This is a genomic window from Mesonia oceanica, from assembly GCF_902499555.1.
In the GTDB taxonomy this organism is placed as follows: domain Bacteria; phylum Bacteroidota; class Bacteroidia; order Flavobacteriales; family Flavobacteriaceae; genus Mesonia; species Mesonia oceanica.
Genome location: NZ_CABVMM010000010.1, coordinates 1 through 24,001, shown reverse-complemented (window position 1 = coordinate 24,001; position 24,001 = coordinate 1). Strand labels below are relative to the sequence as shown.

Genomic DNA, 24,001 nt, shown 5'->3' with positions numbered 1-24,001 from the left:
ACCTAAAATTGAAAATAAATGAACTCCTGTTCCTGCCCACCAAAAATAAAGATCAGATAACATAAGAATAAGTAGAATAAATAATGAAATCTAAACTTTGAATATATCCTAAGACTTTCAATAGCGAATTGATTTCTCCTACCGATCCATTCAACAACTAATGCCACTACTAATAAAGCAATAAGATAGCTTGGCCGAATTTCAGGAACTCCTATTATAGAATCACTAAAAATTCCATTAATATACCCAAATGCATGCCCCAAATTCTCTGCCCTAAAAAATATCCAAGCAAATACGGTTAACCCAAATGTTACCCCTATTTGAAGAATTTCTTTAAAACTTGGAAGAGATTTATCATAAGCCACCACCTCCAAATGATTTCTGTTTTTGCCACTTAATAATAAGGGTAAAAAATAAAGCGCATTTAAAGCCCCCCATACGATAAATGTCCAATTGGCACCATGCCAAAACCCACTTACCAAAAAAATGATAAAAGTGTTTCTGATTTTCATCCACATTCCTCCTCTACTTCCCCCTAAAGGAATATATAAATAATCCCGAAACCAAGTAGAAAGTGAGATATGCCAACGACGCCAAAATTCAGCAATATCCCTTGAAAAATAAGGGTAAGCGAAGTTGCGCATCAAATCAAAACCGAAAAGCCGGGAAATTCCAATAGCTATATCGGAATAACCCGAAAAATCACCATAAATTTGAAAGGTAAAGAATACCGCTCCCAAGATTAACGTACTCCCACTATAATCTTCGTAATTATTAAAAATCTGATTGGCAAATTGAGCACAGTTATCTGCTATCACTACTTTCTTAAACAGGCCCCATAAAATCTGACGCATCCCATTGACCGCCAACTTATAATCAAACTTCCGTTTCCTATAAAATTGTGGCAATAAATGCGTAGCCCGTTCAATAGGTCCAGCCACCAATTGGGGAAAGAAACTTACAAAAGCCGAAAAAGCAATAAAATCCTTGGTAGGTGATAACTTTTTGCGGTAAACATCAATGGTATAGCTAAGCGTTTGAAATGTATAAAAACTAATCCCTACCGGAAGTACAATCTCCAAGCCTCGAAACTTTAAATCCTGCCCCAAAAAAGAAAAAGCCTGGACAAAATTCTCCAAAAAGAAATTGGAATATTTAAAATAGCCCAGAAAACCCAAATTCACCAAAATACTAATCCATAGGAAAAGTTTCTTCTTATTTTTGGAGTCATTTTTTTCGATAAGGATTCCCATCGTATAATCAACTACAGTACTAAAAAGAATCAGAAACAAAAAACGCCAGTCCCACATCCCATAAAAAATGTAACTGGCTACTACTATTAAAAGATTCTGAAGCTTCAGTTGATTTCTTAACACCCAATAAAGTGTAAACACTATAGGAAGGAAAATGGCAAAATCGATGGAATTAAATAAAATGGAACTTTTAGCATATCTTTAAACTTCAAAGCTAAAAATTTAATTGAAAGTGTTTCGTATTCTTTTTTTTTAAAATCGGAAAGCTATTCAACCTAAAGAAAAAGAAATTATCTTCTTTTAATTTTCCAGAAAAAACTAAAAAGTAGTAAGAAACTTCTATTTTTGCTATCCCATCAGCACTTAGAAACCATGTATTTTTAAAAACCTTTTTACTCTCACCCAACCCCTATTCCCTAACACCTAATAACTAACACCTAATACCTCCTATGTGGTTTCAACTAAAATCATATATTAAATTTTTGCTTTCTTCTCGAAATCAGCACGGCGTACATTCTCCTTTTGTGTACCGATTAGTCACTAAATGCTTTTATGATAAGGGAAATAAGAAAGCTTATCAAAAAATAGCAGATTATCGAAAAGAGCTTTTTAAAAATAAGGAAACGATTAAGGTAGAAGATTTCGGGAAAGGTTCTCGGGTATTTAAATCCGATGAGCGCCAAATTTCTGCTATTGCCAAAAATGCGGGGATTTCTTGGAAACGCAGCAAATTACTTTACCGACTTTGCACGTATTTAAATAGTAAGCAAAGTATAGAACTAGGGACTTCTGTAGGCTTGGCTACCGCAAGTTTAGCTACCAATACCAACAACAATGTACTCAGCATAGAAGCATGTGCAAACACCGCTGCTATAGCTAAAAAATACCTGCAAAAGCACGCATTGAAAAATGTAGAAATTCAAGTCCATAAATTTGAAGAAATACTCCCGAAACTTCAGCAAAAATATGACTTAGCCTATATTGATGGTAATCACAGTTACGAAGCTACCATAAAAAACTTTGAACTGCTTTTGCCGCTAACCCATAATAATTCTATATTCATCTTTGATGATATCTATTGGTCCCAAGAAATGCAAAAAGCTTGGAAAGAAATTCAACAACACCCTGAAGTAAGGGTAACGATTGATACATTTTATTGGGGATTGGTGTTTTTTAGAAAAGAACAAGCCAAAGAACATTTTAAGATCAGGGTTTAAAGAGGAGTAATCAGTGTTCAATATTCAGCTAAAGGATAAAACTATATCGAGAAGTAGTGATCATTTTCGGTTTTTGGAATTTGGTTGTTTCAGTTTACCATTATCAGATAAAAGCTATATGTTGCAAGTAGTTAGGAAGTAGCTTTTTTAGGGATTTGAAATTTCCATACAAAGCTGTAACAAAACTGAGCCAACAACGTCTTATGCACAGATACTATTTATATGGAGAAGGTTATCAAAATTAAAGACATTCGACGGGATTTTCAACTAGGTCAAGAAGTAGTTAAAGTACTAAAAGGTATTGATCTTGAAATTGAAAAAGGAGAATATGTTGCTTTTATGGGCCCCTCGGGTTCCGGAAAATCGACCTTGATGAACCTATTAGGTTGTTTGGACACTCCTACTTCCGGATCTTATATTTTAAATGGGAAAGATGTAAGCCAAATGAGTGATGATGAATTGGCTGAAATTAGAAACAAAGAAATTGGTTTTGTCTTCCAAACCTTTAATTTACTTCCGCGAACCACCGCTCTAGACAATGTTGCTTTACCAATGATCTATGCCGGCAAAAGCAAAGAAGACCGAAACAAACGCGCTGCCGAAGTCTTAAAAAATGTTGGTTTAGCTGACCGGATGGACCATAAACCCAATCAATTATCTGGTGGTCAACGCCAAAGGGTCGCTGTAGGTCGAGCTTTAGTAAACCATCCTTCCATTATTTTAGCAGATGAGCCTACGGGAAATTTAGATTCTAAAACCTCCGTAGAAATCATGAACTTATTCGATGAAATTCATGCAGCCGGAAATACGGTGATCTTAGTCACCCACGAAGAAGATATTGCGGAACACGCCCACCGTATCATCAGATTACGGGATGGAATGGTTGAAAAAGATGAAAGAAAAAATAAAGGTTAAACTTTTTAATTAACTAAAAACAAATCGCTTTTTAATTTTTGGATAAAAAATTTATTGAATTTTATTACTCCATTTTGATTTAAGTGATGCAAATCATAAAATTCTTGATCATCTTTTAAAAAATTCAAACTAGAAAAGTCAATATACTTTGTTTTCTTAAATTTATTTTCATATTCAATCATTAATTGATCGATTTCTTTTTTGTTTTCTATTTTAGAAAGCCTCTCTTTTGTAATTGGAGCAAAAACCAAGTAAATTTTCAAACCTTTTTCTTCAAGTTTCTCAAGAATCTTTTCAAAATAGTTTAAATTTTGTTTTCTATATTTCCAATCACCTCCTTCTAAATTGGATACTACCTTACTAGTTTTTTCATTATTTCGCTCAACAAACCCCCCTGAAACATATAAATCTTTTCCTTTGATATGATTTTCTTCATATATTTCTTTGATTCCCAAATCAATAAAAAGCCGATCGAACATACCAACAATTAAAGAATTATAGGTTTTAATATGGTTTGTAGCTAAAACCATATCTATAGTTTCACTTGTAATTTCATCATTAGCAATTAAATCTAAAGATGATTCAACACCATCAGAAACAAATGTGCCAGGGTAAACTTCAAAAATCACAATTTTTGGTTCTAAATCTTCTAAATATTTACTAACAAGAGTATAAGTTTGTAATGGTGTTTGAGCACTAGAACCTAAATTAAAGCTTGAATATCCTTCAGCTTTAAAAATACGTGTATCAAAACCTCTATAAGCATGAGAAGAACCTAAAAAAAGAATATCCACCTCATCATATTTATCTATTTCATTAATCCTAGAATATAAGTGACCATTAAAACCTTTTTTGTAAATAATATTAGATACTTCACCTTTCGGGAAAATACTTCCCAAGATCCCAACTCCAATAATATAAATTAAACTGGAAAAGAGAAAAAATGCAAACAACTGAAAAATGAACTTTTTCATAATATTAAAATTGAAAATAAATAAATGGTGTTTCTTCTGTCTGCATAAATAAACCTATCAATAAAACAATTAAACTATATAGGGTCCATTTCAAAAATCTGTGATCACCCTTTTCAAATTCTAACGCAAAATGCTTTCTTCTGCCTAACCACTCTATTATTAAAAAGAAGATCAAGAGTATTAATATCTGCTTACAATCTTTTACAATAGCGGGTACGCTAAAAATAGTCTTATGAAATATCCGAGAAATATACCCAAACGCATGTCCCAAATTCTCAGCCCTAAAAAATATCCAAGCAAATACGGTTAACCCAAATGTTACCCCTATTTGAAGTATTTCCTTAAAACTTGGAAGAGATTTATCATAGGCCACCACCTCCAAATGATTTCTGTTTTTACCACCCAGTAATAAAGGCAAAAAATAAAGAGCATTTAAAGCCCCCCAAATTATAAAGGTCCAATTGGCCCCATGCCAAAAACCACTTACCAAAAATATGATAAAAGTATTTCTAATTTTCATCCACATTCCTCCTCTACTTCCCCCTAAAGGAATATATAAATAATCCCGAAACCAAGTAGAAAGTGAGATATGCCAACGACGCCAAAATTCAGCAATATCTCTTGAAAAATAAGGGTAAGCGAAGTTGCGCATCAAATCAAAACCAAAAAGCCGGGAAATTCCAATAGCTATATCGGAATAACCCGAAAAATCACCATAAATTTGAAAGGTAAAGAATACCGCTCCCAAGATTAACGTACTCCCGCTATAATCTTCGTAATTATTAAAAATCTGATTGGCAAATTGAGCACAGTTATCTGCTATCACTACTTTCTTAAACAGGCCCCATAGAATCTGGCGCATCCCATTGACCGCCAACTCATAATCAAACTTCCGTTTCCTATAAAATTGTGGCAATAAATGCGTAGCCCGTTCAATAGGTCCCGCCACCAATTGGGGAAAGAAACTTACAAAAGCCGAAAAAGCAATAAAATCCTTGGTAGGTGATAACTTTTTGCGATAAACATCAATGGTATAGCTAAGCGTTTGAAAGGTATAAAAACTAATCCCTACCGGAAGTACAATCTCCAAGCCTCGAAACTTTAAATCCTGCCCCAAAAAAGAAAAAGCATAGACAAAATTCTCCAAAAAGAAATTGGAATATTTAAAATAGCCCAAAAAACCCAAATTCACCAAAATACTAATCCATAGGAAAAGTTTCTTCTTATTTTTGGAGTCATTCCTTTCGATAAGGATTCCCATCGTATAATCAACTACAGTACTAAAAAGAATCAGAAACAAAAAACGCCAGTCCCACATCCCATAAAAAATGTAACTAGCTATTACTATTAAAAGATTCTGAAGTTTCAATTGATTTCTTAACACCCAATAAAGTGTAAACACTATAGGAAGGAAAATGGCAAAATCAATGGAATTAAATAACATTGAACTTTTTTAGAAACTTTAAGCTTCAAAACTAAAAATTTAATTGAAAGTTTTTATATTTCTCTTTTAAAATTGCACCCATGCTTGAAAACCTATCGGAACAAACCCAACTTATTTTAATCGTCGTACTGCTTGCAATTTTATTTTTTGCTGTATTGAAAAACAATAAGCGTAATAAAGAAAAACGCTATGACAGAAAATCCCGTAACTTTCGGGAAAACATTTACAAAAAGAAAAAAGAAAGGGATAAAGAAGAACAGTCTTAAAGGAAATTTTAGTAGACAGCGTTTAGTCGAAACTGTGCAGGAAGTGGGAAGCACAGTAGTTTTAAGAGATGAAGTGAGAAGTTGTTGAGTTTTCAATATTCAGTTTCAGTTTCAGTTTCAGTTTCAGTTTCAACTTCAAGTTCATCACCTCTTATACTTCATGAAAAGCCTTACCTTTGCTATAAAAGCAACTCTATGAAGATATATACCAAAAAAGGAGACAAAGGGAATACTTCACTTTTTGGTGGAACCAGAATCCCCAAACACCACGTACGTATCGAAAGTTATGGTACCATTGATGAGCTAAATGCCTATATCGGGTTGTTGCGAGATCAAGACATTGATGAAAAATTCAAAAAACAACTATACGATATTCAGCATCAACTTTTCACTATTGGCGCTGAACTGGCCACCGACCCTAAAAAGGCCCAACTAAAAAATGGGAAAGAACGCTTGGCTATTGAAAAAATCCAAACAAAGGAAATTGAATTTCTAGAACAACAAATCGATCAAATGACGGAAGAATTGCCAGAAATGACGCACTTCATCCTACCCGGCGGCCATACAACCGTGTCATATTGTCACATAGCACGATGTGTTTGCAGACGTGCAGAGCGCTTAACCACTGCCTTAAATGAAATAGAACCCACCGACGAATTTGTTTTACAATACCTTAACCGACTATCTGACTACCTATTTGTACTGGCACGGATGTTGTCTAAAAACCTAAAGGTAGAAGAAGTAAAATGGATTCCGAAAAAATCTTCTTAACTTCACAACCCCAACAAAAATCAGCTTTTACAGTACTGATTGACAAGTTCTTAAAAATTATGATGAAATAATAGATTTTTTACTTGACTTTTACGTCTAAAAATTTATTTTTGCACAAAACTAAAACACAATAATAAGATGTATTGGACTTTAGAATTAGCATCCTATTTAAGTGATGCTCCATGGCCAGCCACAAAAGACGAGTTAATAGATTATGCAATTAGGACAGGTGCTCCCTTAGAAGTAGTTGAAAATTTGCAGTCGATTGAAGATGAAGGAGACTCGTATGACTCCATTCAAGAGATTTGGCCAGACTATCCTACCGATGATGATTATCTTTGGAATGAGGATGAATATTAACAACAAATAGCAAGCAATAAGTAAAAAGTCTCCACACGGGACTTTTTTTTTGCTTTTTATTAAATTATAAAATTAAACCATATGGGTTTCTTAGATTCCGTATTAAAAGTGTTTATAGGCGATAAATCTGAAAAAGATGTTAAAGCCATACAACCAATAGTAGATAAAATTAAAGCCGCAGAAAAAGAGTTAACCAACCTATCCTTAGATGAACTGCGTAGCAAAACTGTAGCTTTTAAAGAAAAAATTAAAGAAGCTACTAAAGAAATAGATCAAAAGATCATAGAATTAGGCAAAAAAGCCGAAGCTTCTGAAGATATTAGTGAAAAAGAAGACATTTACGCTGAGATTGACGGCTTAAAAGAAGAATCCTACACGGTCTCTGAAGATATTCTTAATGAAATTTTACCGGAAGCCTTTGCCGTTGTAAAAGAAACTGCTAAGCGATTCGTACATAACGAAAACTTAGTGGTAACTGCAAATGAGTTTGACAGAGAGATTTCTGCCGAAAAAGATTATGTAAGTCTAGATGGCGATAAAGCCATTTGGAAAAACTCTTGGAACGCTGCCGGAAAAGAAGTTACTTGGGATATGATCCACTACGATGTGCAGCTCATTGGAGGGGTCGCCATGCACCAAGGAAAAATTGCAGAGATGCATACCGGGGAAGGAAAAACCTTAGTAGCTACCCTACCCGTTTACCTCAATGCCTTAACGGGACGTGGAGTACATTTAGTAACCGTTAACGATTACTTAGCCAAACGTGATAGCGCTTGGATGGCGCCTATTTTTCAATTCCATGGGATGAGTGTAGATTGTATCGACTACCACCGACCTAATTCTGCAGCACGACGCAAAGCTTACAATGCCGATATTACCTACGGAACCAATAACGAATTTGGCTTTGATTACCTACGTGATAATATGAGCCACGCGCCTGACGATTTGGTACAGCGTCCCCATAACTACGCCATCGTCGATGAGGTCGATTCTGTTTTAATTGATGATGCACGTACCCCGTTAATTATTTCTGGACCTGTACCTAAAGGAGATGTTCACGAATTTGATGCGCTAAAACCACAAGTTTCTAAAATTGTAGAAGCACAACGTAAATATTTAGTAGGTGTTTTAGCCGATGCAAAAAAATTAATCGCTTCCGGAGATACTAAAGAAGGAGGTTTTCTACTGTATCGTGTTTATCGTGGTCTTCCAAAAAACAAGGCTTTAATCAAGTTTTTAAGTGAAGAAGGAATAAAGCAATTGCTTCAAAAGACCGAAAACCATTATATGCAGGACAACAATCGTGAAATGCATAAGATAGATGCAGAACTTTACTTTACGATTGAAGAAAAAAGTAATCAAATAGACCTTACCGATAAAGGAGTAGAATTCCTTTCTGGAAAAGAAGATCCTAATTTCTTTGTGATGCCGGAAATGGGAATGGAAATTTCTAAAATTGAAAAGCAAGGTCTTTCGAAAGAAGAAGAAGCCGATAAAAAAGAAGAGCTTTTCCGAGAGTTTAGTGTAAAAAGTGAACGTATACATACCCTTCGCCAATTACTAAAAGCCTATACCCTATTTGAAAAAGATACGGAATATGTGGTGATGGAGAATAAGGTAAAAATTGTAGATGAGCAAACCGGTCGTATTATGGACGGGCGCCGTTATAGCGATGGGCTTCACCAAGCGATTGAAGCTAAGGAACAGGTAAAAATCGAAGACGCTACCCAAACCTTTGCAACAATTACCCTTCAAAACTACTTTAGAATGTACAATAAACTTTCTGGGATGACGGGTACTGCGGTAACAGAAGCAGGAGAATTCTGGGAGATTTATGAATTGGATGTGGTAGAAATTCCTACCAATAGACCTATCGCCCGTAAAGATAAAGAAGATTTGGTTTATAAAACCAAGCGTGAAAAATATAATGCGGTGATCGAGGAAGTTACCCGACTTTCTCAAGCAGGACGTCCGGTACTTATTGGTACTACTTCGGTTGAAATTTCTGAATTGCTAAGTAGAATGCTTCAAATTAGAAAAGTTCAGCATAACGTATTGAATGCAAAACTGCATAAAAAAGAAGCGGAAGTTGTTGAACAAGCCGGACAAAAAGGAATGGTTACCATTGCTACCAATATGGCGGGTCGTGGTACCGATATTAAACTAAGTAAAGAAGTAAAAGCTGCCGGTGGTTTAGCGATAATTGGTACTGAACGTCACGATTCCCGTAGAGTCGACCGCCAGTTAAGAGGTCGTTCCGGTCGTCAAGGAGATCCTGGTAGTTCTCAATTCTATGTTTCATTAGAAGATAATTTAATGCGTTTATTTGGCTCAGAACGAATTGCCAAATTAATGGATAGAATGGGACTGGAAGAAGGAGAAGTGATTCAGCACGGAATGATTTCAAAATCTATTGAACGAGCTCAGAAAAAAGTAGAAGAAAATAACTTTGGGGTTCGTAAGCGATTACTAGAATATGATGATGTCATGAACGCGCAACGTGAAGTAATTTACAAGCGTCGTTATCACGCACTATTTGGGGAACGTTTACGAGTGGATATTGCCAATATGATTTTTGATATTGCTGAAGTCATCACCGATACCAATAAAACAGCCTCCGATTTTAAGAATTTCGAATTCGAATTAATTCGTTATTTCTCGATGGATTCTCCGGTGACCGAACAAGAATTCGAGAAAATGAATCCTCAAAAATTAGCGGTCGAGGTTTACAAAAAGGCTTATGAACATTACCAAGAGAGAATGAAGCACAATGCTGAATTGGCTTATCCGGTAATTAAAAATGTTTATGAAGAGCAAGGTTCTCGATTTGAGCGTATTGCCGTTCCGTTTTCTGATGGAAACAAAACGCTACAAGTGGCCACCAACTTAGAAAAAGCCTACGAAACCGAAGGAAAACAATTAATTACCGATTTTGAGAAGAACATTACTTTAGCCATTATTGATGATGCTTGGAAAACGCATTTAAGAAAAATGGATGAGTTGAAGCAAAGTGTTCAGTTAGCGGTACACGAACAAAAAGATCCTTTATTAATTTATAAGTTTGAAGCTTTTGAATTATTTAAGGTGATGTTAGATGAAGTGAATAAAGATGTGATTTCATTCTTGTACAAAGGTGAAATTCCGCAACAACAAAACAATATTCAAGAAGCTAGAGAAGCTCCAAGAGAAAGGGTAGAAACTTCCAAAGAAGAAATCCCGAATATCGATGAGCGTGCCGCACAATCAAGAGCAGCCAGTCAAACTCAAGCTCAACAACGTCCACAGGTAACTGAAACAATTACGAGAAACCAACCAAAAATTGGTCGTAATGATAAAGTAACTATTAAAAACGTTGCGAATGGTGAATCTAAAACGGTAAAATATAAACAAGCAATACCACTCATCGAAAGTGGACAGTGGGTGCTTAGCCAGCATTAATAGAAAAATAATTTATATCCCTTAAAAAATCCCAAACGTTACTGTTTGGGATTTTTGTTTTCACTACTAGAAAGAGAAGAATATTTTGAAGTTAAAATTGAAATTCAGCTTGAGACTGAACTTCCAAAAGAAAGATTTTTGACTACCTAAAATTAGCTAGCTTTTGTTAATTTAGCGGTTCGGTTTAGACAATAGCTTTATGAAAAACTTTCAGATAGAATTTAAATGGGGAATAATTTTTAGCATTTTCACCTTGCTATGGATGTATGTAGAAAAAAATATGGGCTGGCATACTGACCAAATTTCTAAACATCAGATTTACACCAACTTGCTAATCATCCCTTTATTTTTCATCATCATCATAAGCTTTGCTTTACTCGAAAAAAAGAAAAAGTATTATAACGGTTTTATCACTTGGGAACAAGGGGTTATTTCCGGAAGTATTATTTCTATTATCATTTGTTTACTAACCCCGCTTATTCAAGCCATATTTATCAATTACATTTCTCCCAATTACTTTACTGATGCTGCCTTAAAACTTTCTGATCGTGGAGTTATCTCTCTAGAAAAAGCTAAAGAAGTCTATAATTTAAAAGCGACTATAATTGATGCTGTTGTCTTTAACTTAGCCATGGGAATTGTCACTTCTGCTATTGTTGCAGCTTTTATAAAGAAAAAACCTAAAGCATAATTTTCAACAAAACATTAGGGTCTGGGCAATTTTCAGCATAAAAAACTAAATTATTTTTGCTACAAACCCCAGGGTAGTCACCGGTCTTTTCTTGTATATTTTTAATGACCTGAAAATGTAAATGCGGTGCATAATCCCCATTTATTTCCGGTCCTCCTAAATCGGCTATTCTCTGACCTCCTTCCACCTGCTGCCCCACTTCTAGACCTTCAAGAGAACCTAAACTTAAATGACCATACAACGTATAAAATTGTATTCCTTGAAAATAGTGCTCTAAAATAATAGTAGGCCCGTAATCCCCAAAATTAGTATTGTTTTGAAAACTATGAATTTTTCCATCCAAAGGAGATTGAATTGAAGTTGAAGCAGGCGCCCAAATATCCAGTCCTATATGTATGTTTCTGTCTTCTGCGCTTAAGGAACTAAAATGTTCACTTCTTTTATAAAGATTCCTTTTTTCTAAATACCCTCCAAAAGCAACTTTTTTAGCCGAATGATCGAGTTGCAGCTGAATGTAATTTTGCATCGCTTCGGGAGAACTAAGGTTTATTTTTTTTAATTCTTTATTTTCCACCGAAAGGTCTAAGGCTAAATAATCTTGTGGTTGAAAATCCCCAACAATAGCAGTAAAATGGGAAGTAAGCTGCGCTAAATATTCAGTAAAAATCATTCGAGTTAATTTTTGTAAAAGTAAAGATTGTAAACTATTTTAAAGAACTTAAGCTCTATATAAAAATTTTGTTTCAATCAACCTAAGAGGTATTCTTCAACCAAACTCACGTTAAAACAAAAAATGTTTTGCTCAAGTTGAGCAAAACATTTTCATTAAACAGGAAGGTAGATACACCTTAACTCAATCTAAAACCAAACAATTAATTATCTCCTGTTTTATTTAATAAGTACATCACTAAACCTAGCATTGATGTTAATACTGCTATCGGTATTTCTAGATTTATGATAACCGTTTATTAATTGATTACCATAGCTATCCATCACATTAGCTTTTAATTTTTCAGGATATTTCACCTCGCTTCTTGAACCATTATAGGTGAAATTAAAAGAAGAATCAGGTAACTGCAATACTAAATCACTATTCTCCAAACTAATGTCGAGACGCTTAAAGTTTTTCCCGGTATTTTGTATGGTTAACTCCCCAAAGGAACCTGAGATAATTCCGGTTTCCTCTAGCTCATCAATTACTACATCACTAGCATTAGAAGATAGCTTTATACTTTTTGCATTATTAATTTGACAATCTTTTACATAACTCATCTGTAAGGATCCATGTCCCCAATTTTCTATTTCTATAGGAGAATAGGCTATACTTAAATGAGTATCTTTTCCTTGAATGCTTTTCGCTGAAAAATCTGCGTGGGCAATGCTTCCCTTTACGTTGTTTACTTCATCTTCAAGACTAAGTTTTCCATACCTCACGTTTAACTGAATCCTTGCTTGTTTAGGTATTTTGATGACTAACAAACGTTTTACTTTTTCTTCCGTATTTATAGATTTAGGCATATTTCCTGAATTGGAATAATGGACAATTACCCTTTGGCCATTGGGTGTGGTAGTAACGGTCTTGGTCATGTTTCCTTGATCTCCTCCTCCAAATTGACTTGCCCAAGCTTCCATTTGTTTACCAAAGCTCTCTCCCCATTCTTGCATCTGCTGTTCTACGGCTTGTTGATGCTTTTGCATCTCTCCGCTCTTTTCCATAGCCTTCATCTTTCGTTCGAGCTGCTCTGCCCAAACTTCAGCATCTTTTTCAAAATTCTTCCCCCATTTTTCCATGGCCTTTTCAAAGTTTTTACCAAACTTATTTTCTACTTGTTTTTCATAACGCTCTACGTAGGCCTCTCCTTCATCTTGATAAGCAGCATAATCAAATTTTAGGCTACTTAAACTTTCCATCATCTCTGGAGGTAAAGGATGATTGGACATTTGCTGTAAAAAAGGCCCTATCATATTTTCCATTAATGGCTGAATCATTTCCTTATTAACCGAACTAATGGCATTCCCTTTAATCGTTAAATTCCCAAAACCGGCATCATTCCCATTGGAGGCTATCGAAATTTTACGACTGTTACCCATAACATCTAGCTGCCAAGCTTCTGATAAGTTTTTCAACTCTTCTTCAGACAATTCGTCTGATGTTATTTTTGCTTTTACCTCTACTTCATCACGGTTCCAAGTTTCAAATATTACTTGTGTACGCTTGGTGTTTAAATCTATAAGAACATCTTCATCTACGTTGAAGGATTCTTCCTTTTTACTCACCTCATTTTGAGCTTTTGCTTCCACCTGAACCACTAGAACAGCCGCCAGCAAAAAGAGAGTTTGTATTATATACTTTTTCATGTTCATCATTTTTTAAGCTTGTGCTCCTTGCATTTCCTGCAAAGAATCTTTTTTCATTTGTTTTAATTTGTCTTTCAACTTGTACAACAGCTCTAACCTTAGTTCCAAATTATTAATCAATATACTTACAGTTTGCTCATCAATTCCATTTTCTTCTATTTCAGCATTTAAGCGTTGATATTCTTTATCCAATTGCGCTAACTGATTCATAAAAGAATCGATTAACTCTTTGTTTTCAGGAGTTACGGTTAATTGAGACAACTCAGCATTAATACTGGCCAAGTAATAGTCTTCTATTTGTTTGTATTCAGGAGAAATATCACTTAAATACCTGTTAGTTTCTTTCTCAACTTGATTTTCTGTTGACTGCTGTGTATTCACGACAGCATTTTCTACTGAACTTCGACCACTTTGGTACAAAAACCAACCTATACTTACGGCCACCACTAGTACCGCAGCAATCTTCATAAAGAAAAACTTATGCTGCTTTGCTGGCTTTTCTTCTTTTGGCAAACGCTGTTCCAATAAATTTTCAAATCTTTGAGCATGCCCTTTCAGCATATCGGGTCGTTGCACTTTTTTTCTTTCTTCTCTAAATAGGTCTCTAAGATCCTGTGCCATGGTAATAGGTTTTTAACTTTTTCTGCAATTTCTTTTTTCCGCGATGCACCAAAGTCCGTGAACTAACTGGAGTGATATCCAATATTTCCGAAATTTCTTGATGATCGTAACCTTCTATTAAAAACAGCATGACGGGATACCTATAGTTTTCCGGCAGCTGTTCTATTTCCTCTTTCACTAAGTCTATCGTAATTTCATCGTGGATAGACCAGTTATCATCTTCTTCTACCGTTCCTAAAGTCTGCTCATTAATAGCCGTAAAATTCATCTTTTTCGCTTTCAGCATATCAATACTTTTATTGATAACGATACGCTTTAGCCAAGCTCCAAAAGTGACTTCCCCGGTGAATTGATGCATTTTCAAAAAGGCTTGTATAAAACCTTCTTGCATCGCTTCTTCGGCATCATGAGTATTCTTTAGAAACCGTAAGGCAACGTAGTACATCCCATCACAATACTTATTGTAAAGCTTCATTTGGGCTTTCCTGTCGTTTTGCTTGCAAGCTTCTATGAGTTCTGTTTGTAACACAATAGCGGTTGGTTAGTTACTATTCATTTATAAAGACATCTTAAAATAGACAGTGTTGCAAAATTATTATTTAATTTTAGCTGAAAATAATTTTTGCAATGAGGAAAAAGATAAAATGGACTATCATCATTTTAATGGTATTGGTTCTTGGCGGGGCTTTAGGTTTTTACATCTGGAAAGGCGAAACTAAATCTTACAGTCCAGAAGATACCGTATACTATCAGAAAGGAAGTTTAAAAGTAAAAGTATTTTACAATCGCCCTTACAAAAAAGGAAGGGATATTTTTGGAGACCTAGTACCTTATGGAGAAGTATGGAGAACGGGAGCCAACGAAGCTACTACTTTTGAAGTTAATAAAGATATTTTGATAGATGGTACTTTATTAAAATCTGGAACCTACACTTTATGGACTATTCCTAATCCTGATTCTTGGAAAGTTATCTTTAATGAAAAAATGTACACTTGGGGGATCGATCTAACAACTAAAGAAGCAGCCCGCGATCCTGAATATGATGTATTAACTCTGGAAGTACCGGTCAACAAAAACCTTTCTCCTATTGAACAGTTCACTATTTATTTTGATGATCAACAAAATTTAAACGTGATGTTCCTCGCTTGGGATCAAACTGTTATCGCCATTCCTTTTAAAGAAGCCAATCCTACAAAAAAACCTGAAGCCTAAACTTCAGGTTTTTTATTGGTAAATTTTTATTGATTCCGGTATGACATTCACTGTTAAGCCTTGCTCGCAAGCAGGAAAGTTCGGAATCACGAAAATTTTGATGTTATTCTTCTAACAATAAGTTAAGGGTGACATCAATATTGTCCCGTGTTGCTCTAGCATATGGGCAAACTTCGTGAGCTTTGTTCACAAGGTTTAAATTATCTCCACACAACTCCAATTTATCAATTAAAAAAAATTTTCACTTATAGTTTATTTGATATAAAAAAATAATTTTTCTTTTAATAATTACACAAAGATAATTTTAGAATAACCAAAAATTAATAAAAAACTGTTTCAAATAAATGAAAGGTTAATTAATTTCATATTCTGAAATTATTTAAAAAAGTATGTTACTACTTTCAAAAATTTGTAACAACAAAATTGAAAACTCTAAGAGTTAATTAGAAAGTTTTTATCCCCACACAAAAGCTTTTGTTCAACGGCATAGAAATTTATACTACATATTAAAAAACTTATCTGTTAAGTTGTAAAAATATGTTTTATCACTCCACATCTATAGCATAAACCGTGAGCAAAGCATTCTATTTGTTTTTAGGCAATAAAATTATTTGCCCAGATTAATCAACATAGTTAAAGCCTGTGTTGAACCAACTATTTTATGTTTAAGAATTAAAAGTTGGGTTAATATCTGTTTGAAAGATAGCTTTAAAAAAGTGCTTGAAACAAATGGTTTTTATAAAAAGTACTGTTAATCATATTTATAAACCTAATAATCATTTAATCATGCAACAAAATGTAAAAAACACCCTCTATCGATTTATTACGATGAGGGCTCCTGAACGTATTAATGAAACCGATAAAGAAAAGTATTTTGTTCAACGTCCAACGGGGGTAAACAGTACATTTAAGGGACTCGCCATTTTAGATACACAATTAAAAGAACAAGCATCCTCCTATAATTCAGTATTCAGCAGCTTAAAAGAGCTAAAAACAAGCTTTGGTACTTTTTATGATTTTGCCATTTGGCTATCCAAACATAGGGCCACCCTTAGTTTCAGTCAAGCAAAAGCTGCTTTTAGCAGTGTTAGAAAATTTAGTGAAGGTATTGACCAAACAGTCCTCCAAGATTTATGGAACGATCTTCATTATTATGTGTATGTACAAAAAGATCCCGAAATTAGAGATGCCATTATTTCTATTTTAGTGGCAAATGACTTTTATAACAAGGTAATTACAAAAGAAACTCTAGAGGATGCAGAAACTAGACGAATTGCACAAGCGAGGATCATTTTAGATTTAAACTCATCTCCTTTAACCAGACAGGACAGTAGTAATAAAGCAAAATTAGACCCTTATCTAAACGATCTCACAAGAGCGGGAAATTTCTTTCAGGCAAAGAATAAAATAGAAGATATACGTGTTCAACAAAAGGAAATAGAAGCCTTAGTAGGCATTAGCCAACGAATAAACAACCAAGAAAAGGAACAGTACGATGAAGAGTATAATGCTGCTGTAGAGCAAGCTTATAAAGATGCTGAAATTGTTGAGCGAGTAGTAGAAGATAAAGAGACAGGAAAGACTACGGTAGTCAAAGAATACCAAAACCTCAACCTCCCAACATACAACTTTAAACCTCGGCCTGAACTAGAATTCGATAAAGCGCGGATACCCAGTGAAATTTCCCAAGATACTGTTGAAAAGGTTGAAAACTTAAAAAAAGAATATAATTTTCAAAAATTTCAGGGGATTACTGAACATTTAGAAAAAGAAGTTGAGGAAGCCGATAAAGTTCTTTTAGATAATAGCCCAAAACTTAAAAAGAAAATTAACTATAAAGGAATATTGCTAGATACGGTTTACAGTAATCCTAAACCCGGAAATTTTCAACTTTGTTTTCAAAAAGTTTTTAGAAGTATAAATGAATATCGTGTTTTTCTAAAAATAGGGGTACCCAACGACACTTATAAAGTTGATAGTCTTCTCTATACGTTAGGTTTTGCTGATGGAACCTCAAACACAAATGGTTATTATCAAGTACAATCTTACTTAGGGCAATGGGCCCATATCCTCTCCATCAAATTATTCAACAACAATAAAGTAACCATTGTAAAAGAAGCTTCTCATTTTGAAGCTACCGTAAGCTTTTCTAATGGTGAATATTTTAGTTTTAAGCATGAGTTCAACGGTAAAGTAGACGGCTGTACTACTTTACCCATTAAATGGGAAGACCATGAGGAAAACGCTATTGAAGCACCGGAATTTTATGGGGTACAACGTTTAGGAATCGCAGATTACAGAAAGGTAGAACAAGAAGTATGCTGTTATGTGCCGGGGGAAGTAAGCCATATTGAAAATATTATGGCCCGGGAATTTAAAGAGAAACAAACCCGAAGGCTACGAAGAAAAGAAGACACCACGACCACCAGTACAGAAAACGAACGGGAAAGCCTTAATGAAACCACAAGTACCGAACGCTTTGAAATGAACCAAGAAATGTCTCACCTAGAAGCAGAAGACACTTCTAAAGCTATCAATGCAGGGATGAGTGCCGAATATGCAAAAATAAGAGCTTATGCAGATGCTTCTTATGCCAATAACACAGCCAGTGAAACTTCAAATCATCAAGCAGTAACCCATGCTAAAGAACTTACTGAACATGCATTAGACCGTGTAGTACAACGAGTAAAAGAAGAGCGTATTCAAAAAATTATTGAAGAATATGAAGAAACCGCTAAGCATGGTTATGATAACCGGGAAGGCGATCAACATGTTTCCGGGGTTTACCGTTGGGTAGATAAGGTCTATAAAAACAGGATACATAATTATGGTAAACGCCTCATGTATGAATTCATGATTCCTGAACCTGCTTCCTTCCATAAGCTTGCTGCCAAGATCGAAATGGATAGAGATGATAGTTTACTTGTAGAACCCGTTGACCCAAGAAAGGACGAGGACAACAAAATGACGCTTAATAGTTACCGAATAGATACCAATTATAAATATTGGGCAAGTATTTATAATGTAGAAATTGAAGGAAAACCTAAATCACAAATAAAAGTGGGAAAATCCTTCTCTTTTACTACCTCTGAAACAATGGAAGCGGAATGGGACGAAATAGCTGCGGGTAATGCAGACATTGATATTCCAGAAGGCTATATGGCTACCAAAGGATATGGGAATATAGCATTTGCCAATGAAGCTGGTAGTGGAGGGTTTCTTTCTATAAATAATTACAAAAAATATTATCAAAATCCCCTATCCACTGATATACTTATTGCCACTAATATTAACGATACCACTAAAGTTCCTGTATCCTACTCATGTTTAGGTCATCATAGTGGAAACATTAACTTCACCATAACATGTAAGCTCACAGAAGAAGCAAAAGAAGCTTGGCGCTTAAAAACTTTTAATGCTATTATCAAAGCTTATGAAGAAGCAAAATCAGATTATGATGAAAAACTGAGGCAATTTGAAGAAGAACGCAAAGCTTTAGAAAATAATCATGAAGACTTTAAAGCCAATCCAGGCTTCTATAGAAAAATTGAAAAGGATATATTACGTAAAAACTGTATTGCTTATTTAATTGGCCATCATGAAATGGGAAGAGATCTATTGGTCGGAAAAAATAATGCCACTACCGTTAGACCCATCCAAAATGAATCTTTAAACCAATATGCAGCGAAAGTTAAATTTTTTGAACAAGCCTTTGAGTGGGATATTCTTAGTTATCACTTTTACCCATTCTATTGGGCCAATAAAAATACCTGGGTAGAAAAATACCAAGTAGAAAATAACGATCCCCTATTTAGGGCATTTTTACAAAGTGGGATGGCAAGAGCTGTTGTTAGCGTAAAACCTGGTTTTGAAGAAGCTGTTAACTGGTTTATGGCTACCGGCCAAATATGGAATGGCGGTCAAGTACCTACCATAGGTGATGAAAATTATATTTCCATAGTAGATGAAATCCAGAAACCCGAAAGCGTAGTAGAAGAAACTTGGGAAACTCGTGTACCTACTGCTCTTACGGTTATCCAAGCCGGTACTATTGGCTTAAATGTAGGGGGACTTCCTTGTAACCCGGAATGTGGCGGTAATGGTAGTAATCCCATTGCACAAACCAATAATTTATTGAATTCAGATAACGAACGCTGGATTGAATTTACTTATAGAGCTCTAGAAGGAGGAAAAAGAAAAGAATATATTACTGTGGGGGCTTATGACACTGATTCTTCCTTCCCTCGAATATATGAATGTGAAGGCCAAATTCTAGAAATTCATCGGGATGCATCTTGGGATGCTTATACAAGCTCTAAAGTAATTTTTGAAAAATTAGCAGAAAAGCTCTCACTAATCATAGGCGTCAAAGCCAATCAAGTTTCATACAAAGAAGAAGAAATAGAGCTTCATGATGCGATAAGGTTTAGAATCGATGTTAATAAAACACCTGTATTTACTTTTAAAAAGACTATAAATGTGACTGGTTATGATCCTGAGCTTGATGATCTCCAAGTTATCATAGAAAATAGTGAAATAAGGTTTATAATTGAAAACCCATATCATATAAGAAGATTACTAGATGCTAGTAATTCTCCATTAGATCTAGATGATATGAATACTTCCCTATCTATTAACCGCTTTTTAATATGAGTAAGATAAGTTTCAACAAAATATGGCAGCACGAGCAAGTGCTGCCATATATATTGGGTGAATTAAAACAACATATTGAAAAGATTACCCCTGTAAAAAAAATATACCTTTTTGGTAGTCGAGGAAGAACTCCTACTGATGAATGGAAATCTTTAGAAGGTAAGGACTGGGATATTTATATAGTTACAGCTTTTCCCATTGTCAATACAAGGATATGGACTCATGAAAAGAACTATCATATAGACCTAATGATTAATACAGAAGAAAAAGGAAAAAAATTCCTAAATAATTATACGAGTTGTGTCGAACTGTTTCCTAATAACAAGCTGAACATAAAGGATTTTGAAAAAGAATCAGGAGAAGATAAGACATCTAAATACCTTACCAACAACTGCTAATTATTTTTACAATAGCTTATGAGCCTAAATAATAAAATGGGGTATCAAAGCCCCTTCGACAAAATACATAAAGAGCTGGCAGATAGTAGTCCGTTTGGCGAGCAGAGTATTTTTAACCAACCCAAATGGAAAAAAATACTACTGGAGTATCTCATAAAGCAAGATATTCAAGAATTCATCTACTCCAATACCTCTACTATTGATGGAATCCCTATCATTATCAGGATTCATGGAATCATCAAAGATGAAAAACTCTATATTAAAACGCAAAGTATTGCTTCTAATCAAGGTACTTATGCACCTTTTAATACAGGAGAAGATTTCATTGCAAATATTCAAGAATTAAATTACCTACAACAAAGCATTTATTTTTTAGTTTACAAACAAAAAAGCGAATGGGTTTTATGTGACAGAACTATTGATAATGGTTTTACCACCCATTTGGCAGACAATTTACTATTGGGCAGTAGGTTTTTAAATGATGCTGAATACCAACAGATATACAACGAATTTAAAGATTGCCCGGCTACTAAAAATAATTTGCTTTTAGAACACTTCAACAAGCTATCTATACAATTAAACGAGCAACTATTAAAAGAATTTTATAGTGAAGTAGATCTGGCCATATCTTTAAAATTGGTAGATGCCAACCAACAAACCATTGCCGAACAAACAATTAGGAGAAATCTTCAAAAAAAGACAAATGACCTTCTACTGGATATCACCTTATTTGCTGACGGAAGTATAAAAATCAACCATAAAATAAGCCCAGAATACCTTAAGGATTACGAAAAAAAATGGCAAGAAGAAGCAAATGCCAGAGGCCTAAAAATACAGGTGAAAGACCTACGGCAGGAAGTAATTGCTTATTTACAATCTGAAGAAGCCCAATTAAGTTTTGGTGATAAATTCTTAAGAGAAGTAAGAACTTGGTGGGACGATGGTGTGGGCAATTATTTAGAAGCCTTTCAAGCCACTCAAAAAATAACCCAACATATATGGGCAGAAGGGACTATTAACCGTGGAGTATGGCACTCTACCAAAGAAGATGCAAAAGAATATAACCAATGGCCTAACTACATGCACCTAGAACCCGTGCTGGGAGGGGCTACCGATGGACTGGTAGACGAAATTGTAGGAATACCCCTCGCCTGTAAATCTGTTTATGAAATTGCCAGTGACGAGGAAAAAAGAGAAGCTTTTTTACAAGTATTTACCAAAGAAGGTATTAATAAGCTTATTGATGGTTTTAAAGAACAAGCCACTGGGATTTTAAACGACCCTCAACGACAAGAACACTTTGCTGGCCAAACCACAGTCTCTATTGCCAGTATGTTTGCCGGGGTTGGTTTTGTAGGAAAAATGGGCAAACTAGATGAGTTGAGCGATTTAGTAACAAAAGCCGTAAAAAGAGGTGATGAGTTTATAGACGGCGCCGCTACACTAGGGAAAATTGATAAGCTTAAAAAACTTGCCAGGCATATAGACAATGAAAAAGCGATAGATGGGTTAATAGAAGAATTTGGCTCAGCTAGGTTTGAAAACCATTTAGATGAATTATTAGAAGCAGCTAATAATATTAAAGAGAGAAAGCTTGTTGAAGTCATAAAGAGATTTAGGCTTGGTAGAAAATTAGAAAATAATGTTACTGAAAGAATAGAGAAAGAGCTTCTTTTGGGAAGTGGTGACTATATTGATGAACTTGCCAAAAAAATGGGCAAGTCTTTAGAAGAATTGGCAGATATGCCAAGGTTAACCCAACTTCAATTACATCTACCAAAAGAAGAACTCTTAAAGTATGCCAAAAAAGGAACCAAGTTAGAAAATATAAAAGATTCTTATGTTATTCTTGATGATGCTTTTGTTGAAACAATAAGAGATTTTGATAATGAAATCATTGGCTATAAACTTTTTGCCAACGAAACAAAATTATCTAATTTGTCACCCTTAACAAATAATCAAAAGGTTTTCCAAAAAATGCTAAAAGAAAGCAAGTTAGAATTTAGCATTCGCAGTAAAGATCCAGCGATAACCAAAGGAATTTTAGAACAGGGAGCCAGAGTGAATATAGAAAAATGGATACAAACTACAGGTAAAGGTGTTGAGAAAGCTACTGATATAACAACAAAATCATTATTTTAGTGATATGAAACAATCTGAAGCAAAAAGAATTTTTATAGAAGTTACTAATAAAGAATTAGAGTCTTTTAATTTTAATTTAAAAAAAACTAGGAATATCAATGCTATTTATATAAGAAAAAAAGAAAATGGATATGAAGATTTAGGTATTTCAACTTATAATTATTATCCTGAAGTAGTTTTTGGAATAGGTACAAGTAAAAGGTTAAATGAAGTGGAAGAAATACTCTGGGAGATTAATGAAAAACATAATATGAACTTAAAACTTTCAAATGATACTTGGACAATAAGTTATTTCGGTAATAGAAGCAAAAGAAAGCTTGAATTAATGGAGGTTAAAAATAGAGATAATGAAAAAGGAGTTAAGGAAAGTATCAAAATCCTAATGGGTTTTATTAAAAACGAAGTTCTTCCTACCTATGATTTGTTTGATGATTTACGTGAAATAGATAAAAGAATTAATGGACAAGAAGAAAATTTATGGGAGGATGATAGTGGTAATTTCAAACCTTTTTCCTTTGGCACTTATTTTGGCTATAGAAGACTAATTATTGCTAGGCTATCTAAACAAGAAGAAGATTTCAATGTATTTCTCGAAAAAATATACTCACTAAGAGATAAAAAAGCTGAGAAGTTTGGTGTGACAAAAATAGATAAAAATGATTTAAGTAATAAAACTAATATTGTAATTAAATACCTTAAAGAAAATGTAAGCCCTATTTATTAGGGCTTTATTTTTTGAAGAAACCTAGATAAAGATAAATCTACCAACATCTATTAACTTTTTTTTGAAAAAGAATAAAATAATGGAAGGAATAAGGGAATTTGAAAAGAACATTTTAACAGAAATGGACTTCATAGATAGATATCTCAATATTGAGTTAAAATTTATAAAGAATAATTCAGATAAAATTTTAAAATGCGATAAAAAGACATTTATGGCAATGGTTGATACTCAATATCAATTAAAACATGAAGGAGGAGCATATTACACTATTACTAAAAAATATAATAAATATGAATTTGTTTTAGAAATTCATAAAACAACTAGTGCTTTTTTGCTTTTCTATGTATATATATATATATATATATGGATCAAATATTACAGAATGTAGACTTGAGTCCTGTTGCAGCAGCATTAGATTACTTACCATACAATGAAGCTAAAGCAGAAAAAGTTAGTAATACTTTTGGCTACAATACTTTAAGTGAAATGAAAGATTATTTAAACCAGATGATTACATTATGGGAAGAATTTGTAGAAAAATACATTGAAAAGCTAGAGCTTGGC

General features: G+C 34.3%; 21 protein-coding genes and 1 pseudogene. 14 read left to right on the top strand and 8 right to left on the bottom strand.

Going from position 1 to position 24,001, the window contains the following annotated elements; translation table 11 throughout:
* Window positions 1–2: 2 nt before the first annotated feature.
* Window positions 3–1,436, bottom strand: a complete 1,434-nt coding sequence (locus tag FVB9532_RS12695) for an MBOAT family O-acyltransferase (RefSeq protein ID WP_150545556.1) — start codon at window positions 1,434–1,436, stop codon at window positions 3–5.
* Window positions 1,437–1,702: 266 nt separating this feature from the next.
* Here FVB9532_RS12695 and FVB9532_RS12690 point away from each other — a divergent pair, with 266 nt between their 5' ends.
* Both FVB9532_RS12690 and FVB9532_RS12685 read left to right on the top strand, forming a co-directional pair.
* Complete coding sequence (locus tag FVB9532_RS12690; protein ID WP_150545555.1) at window positions 1,703–2,470, top strand: O-methyltransferase; 768 nt, start codon at window positions 1,703–1,705, stop codon at window positions 2,468–2,470.
* A 222-nt stretch (window positions 2,471–2,692) separates the two neighbouring features.
* Entirely contained in the window at window positions 2,693–3,385 is a 693-nt protein-coding gene (locus FVB9532_RS12685) for an ABC transporter ATP-binding protein (RefSeq protein ID WP_150545554.1), read from the top strand.
* A 5-nt stretch (window positions 3,386–3,390) separates the two neighbouring features.
* Here FVB9532_RS12685 and FVB9532_RS12680 read toward each other — a convergent pair whose 3' ends face one another.
* Together FVB9532_RS12680 and FVB9532_RS12675 are read right to left on the bottom strand one after the other, a co-directional pair.
* Window positions 3,391–4,359, bottom strand: a complete 969-nt coding sequence (locus FVB9532_RS12680) for a hypothetical protein (protein WP_150545553.1) — start codon at window positions 4,357–4,359, stop codon at window positions 3,391–3,393.
* A gap of 4 nt (window positions 4,360–4,363) precedes the next feature.
* Entirely contained in the window at window positions 4,364–5,803 is a 1,440-nt protein-coding gene (locus FVB9532_RS12675) for an MBOAT family O-acyltransferase (RefSeq protein WP_150545552.1), read from the bottom strand.
* Window positions 5,804–5,883: 80 nt separating this feature from the next.
* Between FVB9532_RS12675 and FVB9532_RS12670 the strand changes: the two genes are divergently transcribed.
* The 5 genes from FVB9532_RS12670 to FVB9532_RS12650 all read left to right on the top strand — a co-directional run bounded on the left by FVB9532_RS12670 (window position 5,884) and on the right by FVB9532_RS12650 (window position 11,329).
* Window positions 5,884–6,069, top strand: a complete 186-nt coding sequence (locus FVB9532_RS12670; protein ID WP_150545551.1) for a hypothetical protein — start codon at window positions 5,884–5,886, stop codon at window positions 6,067–6,069.
* A 195-nt stretch (window positions 6,070–6,264) separates the two neighbouring features.
* Window positions 6,265–6,840 (top strand): cob(I)yrinic acid a,c-diamide adenosyltransferase, encoded by a 576-nt coding sequence (locus FVB9532_RS12665; RefSeq protein WP_150545550.1) that lies wholly within the window; start codon window positions 6,265–6,267, stop codon window positions 6,838–6,840.
* 138 nt (window positions 6,841–6,978) lie between these two features.
* A complete protein-coding gene (locus FVB9532_RS12660) occupies window positions 6,979–7,200 on the top strand; it encodes a DUF2795 domain-containing protein (RefSeq protein ID WP_150545549.1) in 222 nt (73 codons plus the stop codon).
* Window positions 7,201–7,281: 81 nt separating this feature from the next.
* A complete protein-coding gene (gene secA, locus FVB9532_RS12655; RefSeq protein ID WP_150545548.1) occupies window positions 7,282–10,638 on the top strand; it encodes a preprotein translocase subunit SecA in 3,357 nt (1,118 codons plus the stop codon).
* A 199-nt stretch (window positions 10,639–10,837) separates the two neighbouring features.
* Window positions 10,838–11,329 (top strand): DUF4199 domain-containing protein, encoded by a 492-nt coding sequence (locus FVB9532_RS12650; RefSeq protein ID WP_150545547.1) that lies wholly within the window; start codon window positions 10,838–10,840, stop codon window positions 11,327–11,329.
* Here FVB9532_RS12650 and FVB9532_RS12645 read toward each other — a convergent pair.
* The 4 genes from FVB9532_RS12645 to FVB9532_RS12630 all read right to left on the bottom strand — a co-directional run bounded on the left by FVB9532_RS12645 (window position 11,319) and on the right by FVB9532_RS12630 (window position 14,837).
* The gene (locus FVB9532_RS12645) at window positions 11,319–11,999 is read right to left on the bottom strand and encodes a peptidoglycan DD-metalloendopeptidase family protein (RefSeq protein ID WP_150545546.1); all 681 of its coding nucleotides are present in this window, start codon (window positions 11,997–11,999) and stop codon (window positions 11,319–11,321) included. The genes FVB9532_RS12650 and FVB9532_RS12645 overlap by 11 nt on opposite strands.
* A 218-nt stretch (window positions 12,000–12,217) precedes the next feature.
* On the bottom strand, window positions 12,218–13,687 hold the full coding sequence (locus FVB9532_RS12640) for a hypothetical protein (protein ID WP_150545545.1): 1,470 nt from the start codon (window positions 13,685–13,687) through the stop codon (window positions 12,218–12,220).
* A 12-nt stretch (window positions 13,688–13,699) separates the two neighbouring features.
* Window positions 13,700–14,308: a hypothetical protein gene (locus tag FVB9532_RS12635; RefSeq protein ID WP_150545544.1), complete on the bottom strand. Its 609-nt coding sequence runs from the start codon at window positions 14,306–14,308 to the stop codon at window positions 13,700–13,702.
* Window positions 14,292–14,837 carry an RNA polymerase sigma factor gene (locus FVB9532_RS12630; protein ID WP_228482338.1) on the bottom strand — a complete coding sequence of 182 codons (546 nt, stop codon included), beginning with the start codon at window positions 14,835–14,837 and terminating at the stop codon, window positions 14,292–14,294. Before FVB9532_RS12630 ends, FVB9532_RS12635 begins: the two co-directional genes overlap by 17 nt.
* Before the next feature lie 98 nt (window positions 14,838–14,935).
* On the opposite strand from FVB9532_RS12630, the gene FVB9532_RS12625 reads away from it, so the two are divergent.
* The gene (locus FVB9532_RS12625; RefSeq protein ID WP_150545543.1) at window positions 14,936–15,520 is read left to right on the top strand and encodes a DUF2911 domain-containing protein; all 585 of its coding nucleotides are present in this window, start codon (window positions 14,936–14,938) and stop codon (window positions 15,518–15,520) included.
* Window positions 15,521–15,623: 103 nt separating this feature from the next.
* Here FVB9532_RS12625 and FVB9532_RS19760 read toward each other — a convergent pair.
* Window positions 15,624–15,713, bottom strand: a pseudogene (locus FVB9532_RS19760) (Ohr subfamily peroxiredoxin); the annotation flags it as partial.
* Between the two features lie 536 nt (window positions 15,714–16,249).
* Between FVB9532_RS19760 and FVB9532_RS12615 the strand changes: the two are divergent.
* From FVB9532_RS12615 to FVB9532_RS12590, 6 genes are all read left to right on the top strand, one after another.
* Window positions 16,250–20,173 carry a hypothetical protein gene (locus FVB9532_RS12615; protein WP_150545542.1) on the top strand — a complete coding sequence of 1,308 codons (3,924 nt, stop codon included), beginning with the start codon at window positions 16,250–16,252 and terminating at the stop codon, window positions 20,171–20,173.
* Window positions 20,170–20,571, top strand: a complete 402-nt coding sequence (locus FVB9532_RS12610) for a nucleotidyltransferase domain-containing protein (protein WP_150545541.1) — start codon at window positions 20,170–20,172, stop codon at window positions 20,569–20,571. The genes FVB9532_RS12615 and FVB9532_RS12610 overlap by 4 nt, the downstream gene beginning before the upstream one ends.
* Window positions 20,572–20,607: 36 nt before the next feature.
* Window positions 20,608–22,713: a hypothetical protein gene (locus tag FVB9532_RS12605; protein ID WP_150545540.1), complete on the top strand. Its 2,106-nt coding sequence runs from the start codon at window positions 20,608–20,610 to the stop codon at window positions 22,711–22,713.
* A 4-nt stretch (window positions 22,714–22,717) separates the two neighbouring features.
* Complete coding sequence (locus FVB9532_RS12600) at window positions 22,718–23,437, top strand: hypothetical protein (protein ID WP_150545539.1); 720 nt, start codon at window positions 22,718–22,720, stop codon at window positions 23,435–23,437.
* A gap of 79 nt (window positions 23,438–23,516) precedes the next feature.
* Window positions 23,517–23,825 carry a hypothetical protein gene (locus FVB9532_RS12595; protein ID WP_150545538.1) on the top strand — a complete coding sequence of 103 codons (309 nt, stop codon included), beginning with the start codon at window positions 23,517–23,519 and terminating at the stop codon, window positions 23,823–23,825.
* On the top strand, window positions 23,801–24,001 hold a 201-nt coding region (locus tag FVB9532_RS12590), incomplete at its 3' end, for a hypothetical protein (protein WP_150545537.1). The genes FVB9532_RS12595 and FVB9532_RS12590, both read left to right, overlap by 25 nt.

Excerpts from the sequence above, each read along its gene's own strand:
- FVB9532_RS12645 (WP_150545546.1), bottom strand. The coding sequence starts at position 11,999 with ATGATTTTTACTGAATATTTAGCGCAGCTTACTTCCCATTTTACTGCT.
- FVB9532_RS12685 (WP_150545554.1), top strand. The coding sequence starts at position 2,693 with ATGGAGAAGGTTATCAAAATTAAAGACATTCGACGGGATTTTCAACTA.
- FVB9532_RS12600 (WP_150545539.1), top strand. The coding sequence starts at position 22,718 with ATGAAACAATCTGAAGCAAAAAGAATTTTTATAGAAGTTACTAATAAA.
- FVB9532_RS12690 (WP_150545555.1), top strand. The coding sequence starts at position 1,703 with ATGTGGTTTCAACTAAAATCATATATTAAATTTTTGCTTTCTTCTCGA.
- FVB9532_RS12660 (WP_150545549.1), top strand. The coding sequence starts at position 6,979 with ATGTATTGGACTTTAGAATTAGCATCCTATTTAAGTGATGCTCCATGG.
- FVB9532_RS12670 (WP_150545551.1), top strand. The coding sequence starts at position 5,884 with ATGCTTGAAAACCTATCGGAACAAACCCAACTTATTTTAATCGTCGTA.
- FVB9532_RS12635 (WP_150545544.1), bottom strand. The coding sequence starts at position 14,308 with ATGGCACAGGATCTTAGAGACCTATTTAGAGAAGAAAGAAAAAAAGTG.
- FVB9532_RS12605 (WP_150545540.1), top strand. The coding sequence starts at position 20,608 with ATGGGGTATCAAAGCCCCTTCGACAAAATACATAAAGAGCTGGCAGAT.
- FVB9532_RS12675 (WP_150545552.1), bottom strand. The coding sequence starts at position 5,803 with ATGTTATTTAATTCCATTGATTTTGCCATTTTCCTTCCTATAGTGTTT.
- FVB9532_RS12680 (WP_150545553.1), bottom strand. The coding sequence starts at position 4,359 with ATGAAAAAGTTCATTTTTCAGTTGTTTGCATTTTTTCTCTTTTCCAGT.
- FVB9532_RS12615 (WP_150545542.1), top strand. The coding sequence starts at position 16,250 with ATGGTTTTTATAAAAAGTACTGTTAATCATATTTATAAACCTAATAAT.
- FVB9532_RS12665 (WP_150545550.1), top strand. The coding sequence starts at position 6,265 with ATGAAGATATATACCAAAAAAGGAGACAAAGGGAATACTTCACTTTTT.
- FVB9532_RS12625 (WP_150545543.1), top strand. The coding sequence starts at position 14,936 with ATGAGGAAAAAGATAAAATGGACTATCATCATTTTAATGGTATTGGTT.
- FVB9532_RS12595 (WP_150545538.1), top strand. The coding sequence starts at position 23,517 with ATGGAAGGAATAAGGGAATTTGAAAAGAACATTTTAACAGAAATGGAC.
- FVB9532_RS12650 (WP_150545547.1), top strand. The coding sequence starts at position 10,838 with ATGAAAAACTTTCAGATAGAATTTAAATGGGGAATAATTTTTAGCATT.
- FVB9532_RS12640 (WP_150545545.1), bottom strand. The coding sequence starts at position 13,687 with ATGAAAAAGTATATAATACAAACTCTCTTTTTGCTGGCGGCTGTTCTA.
- FVB9532_RS12610 (WP_150545541.1), top strand. The coding sequence starts at position 20,170 with ATGAGTAAGATAAGTTTCAACAAAATATGGCAGCACGAGCAAGTGCTG.
- secA (WP_150545548.1), top strand. The coding sequence starts at position 7,282 with ATGGGTTTCTTAGATTCCGTATTAAAAGTGTTTATAGGCGATAAATCT.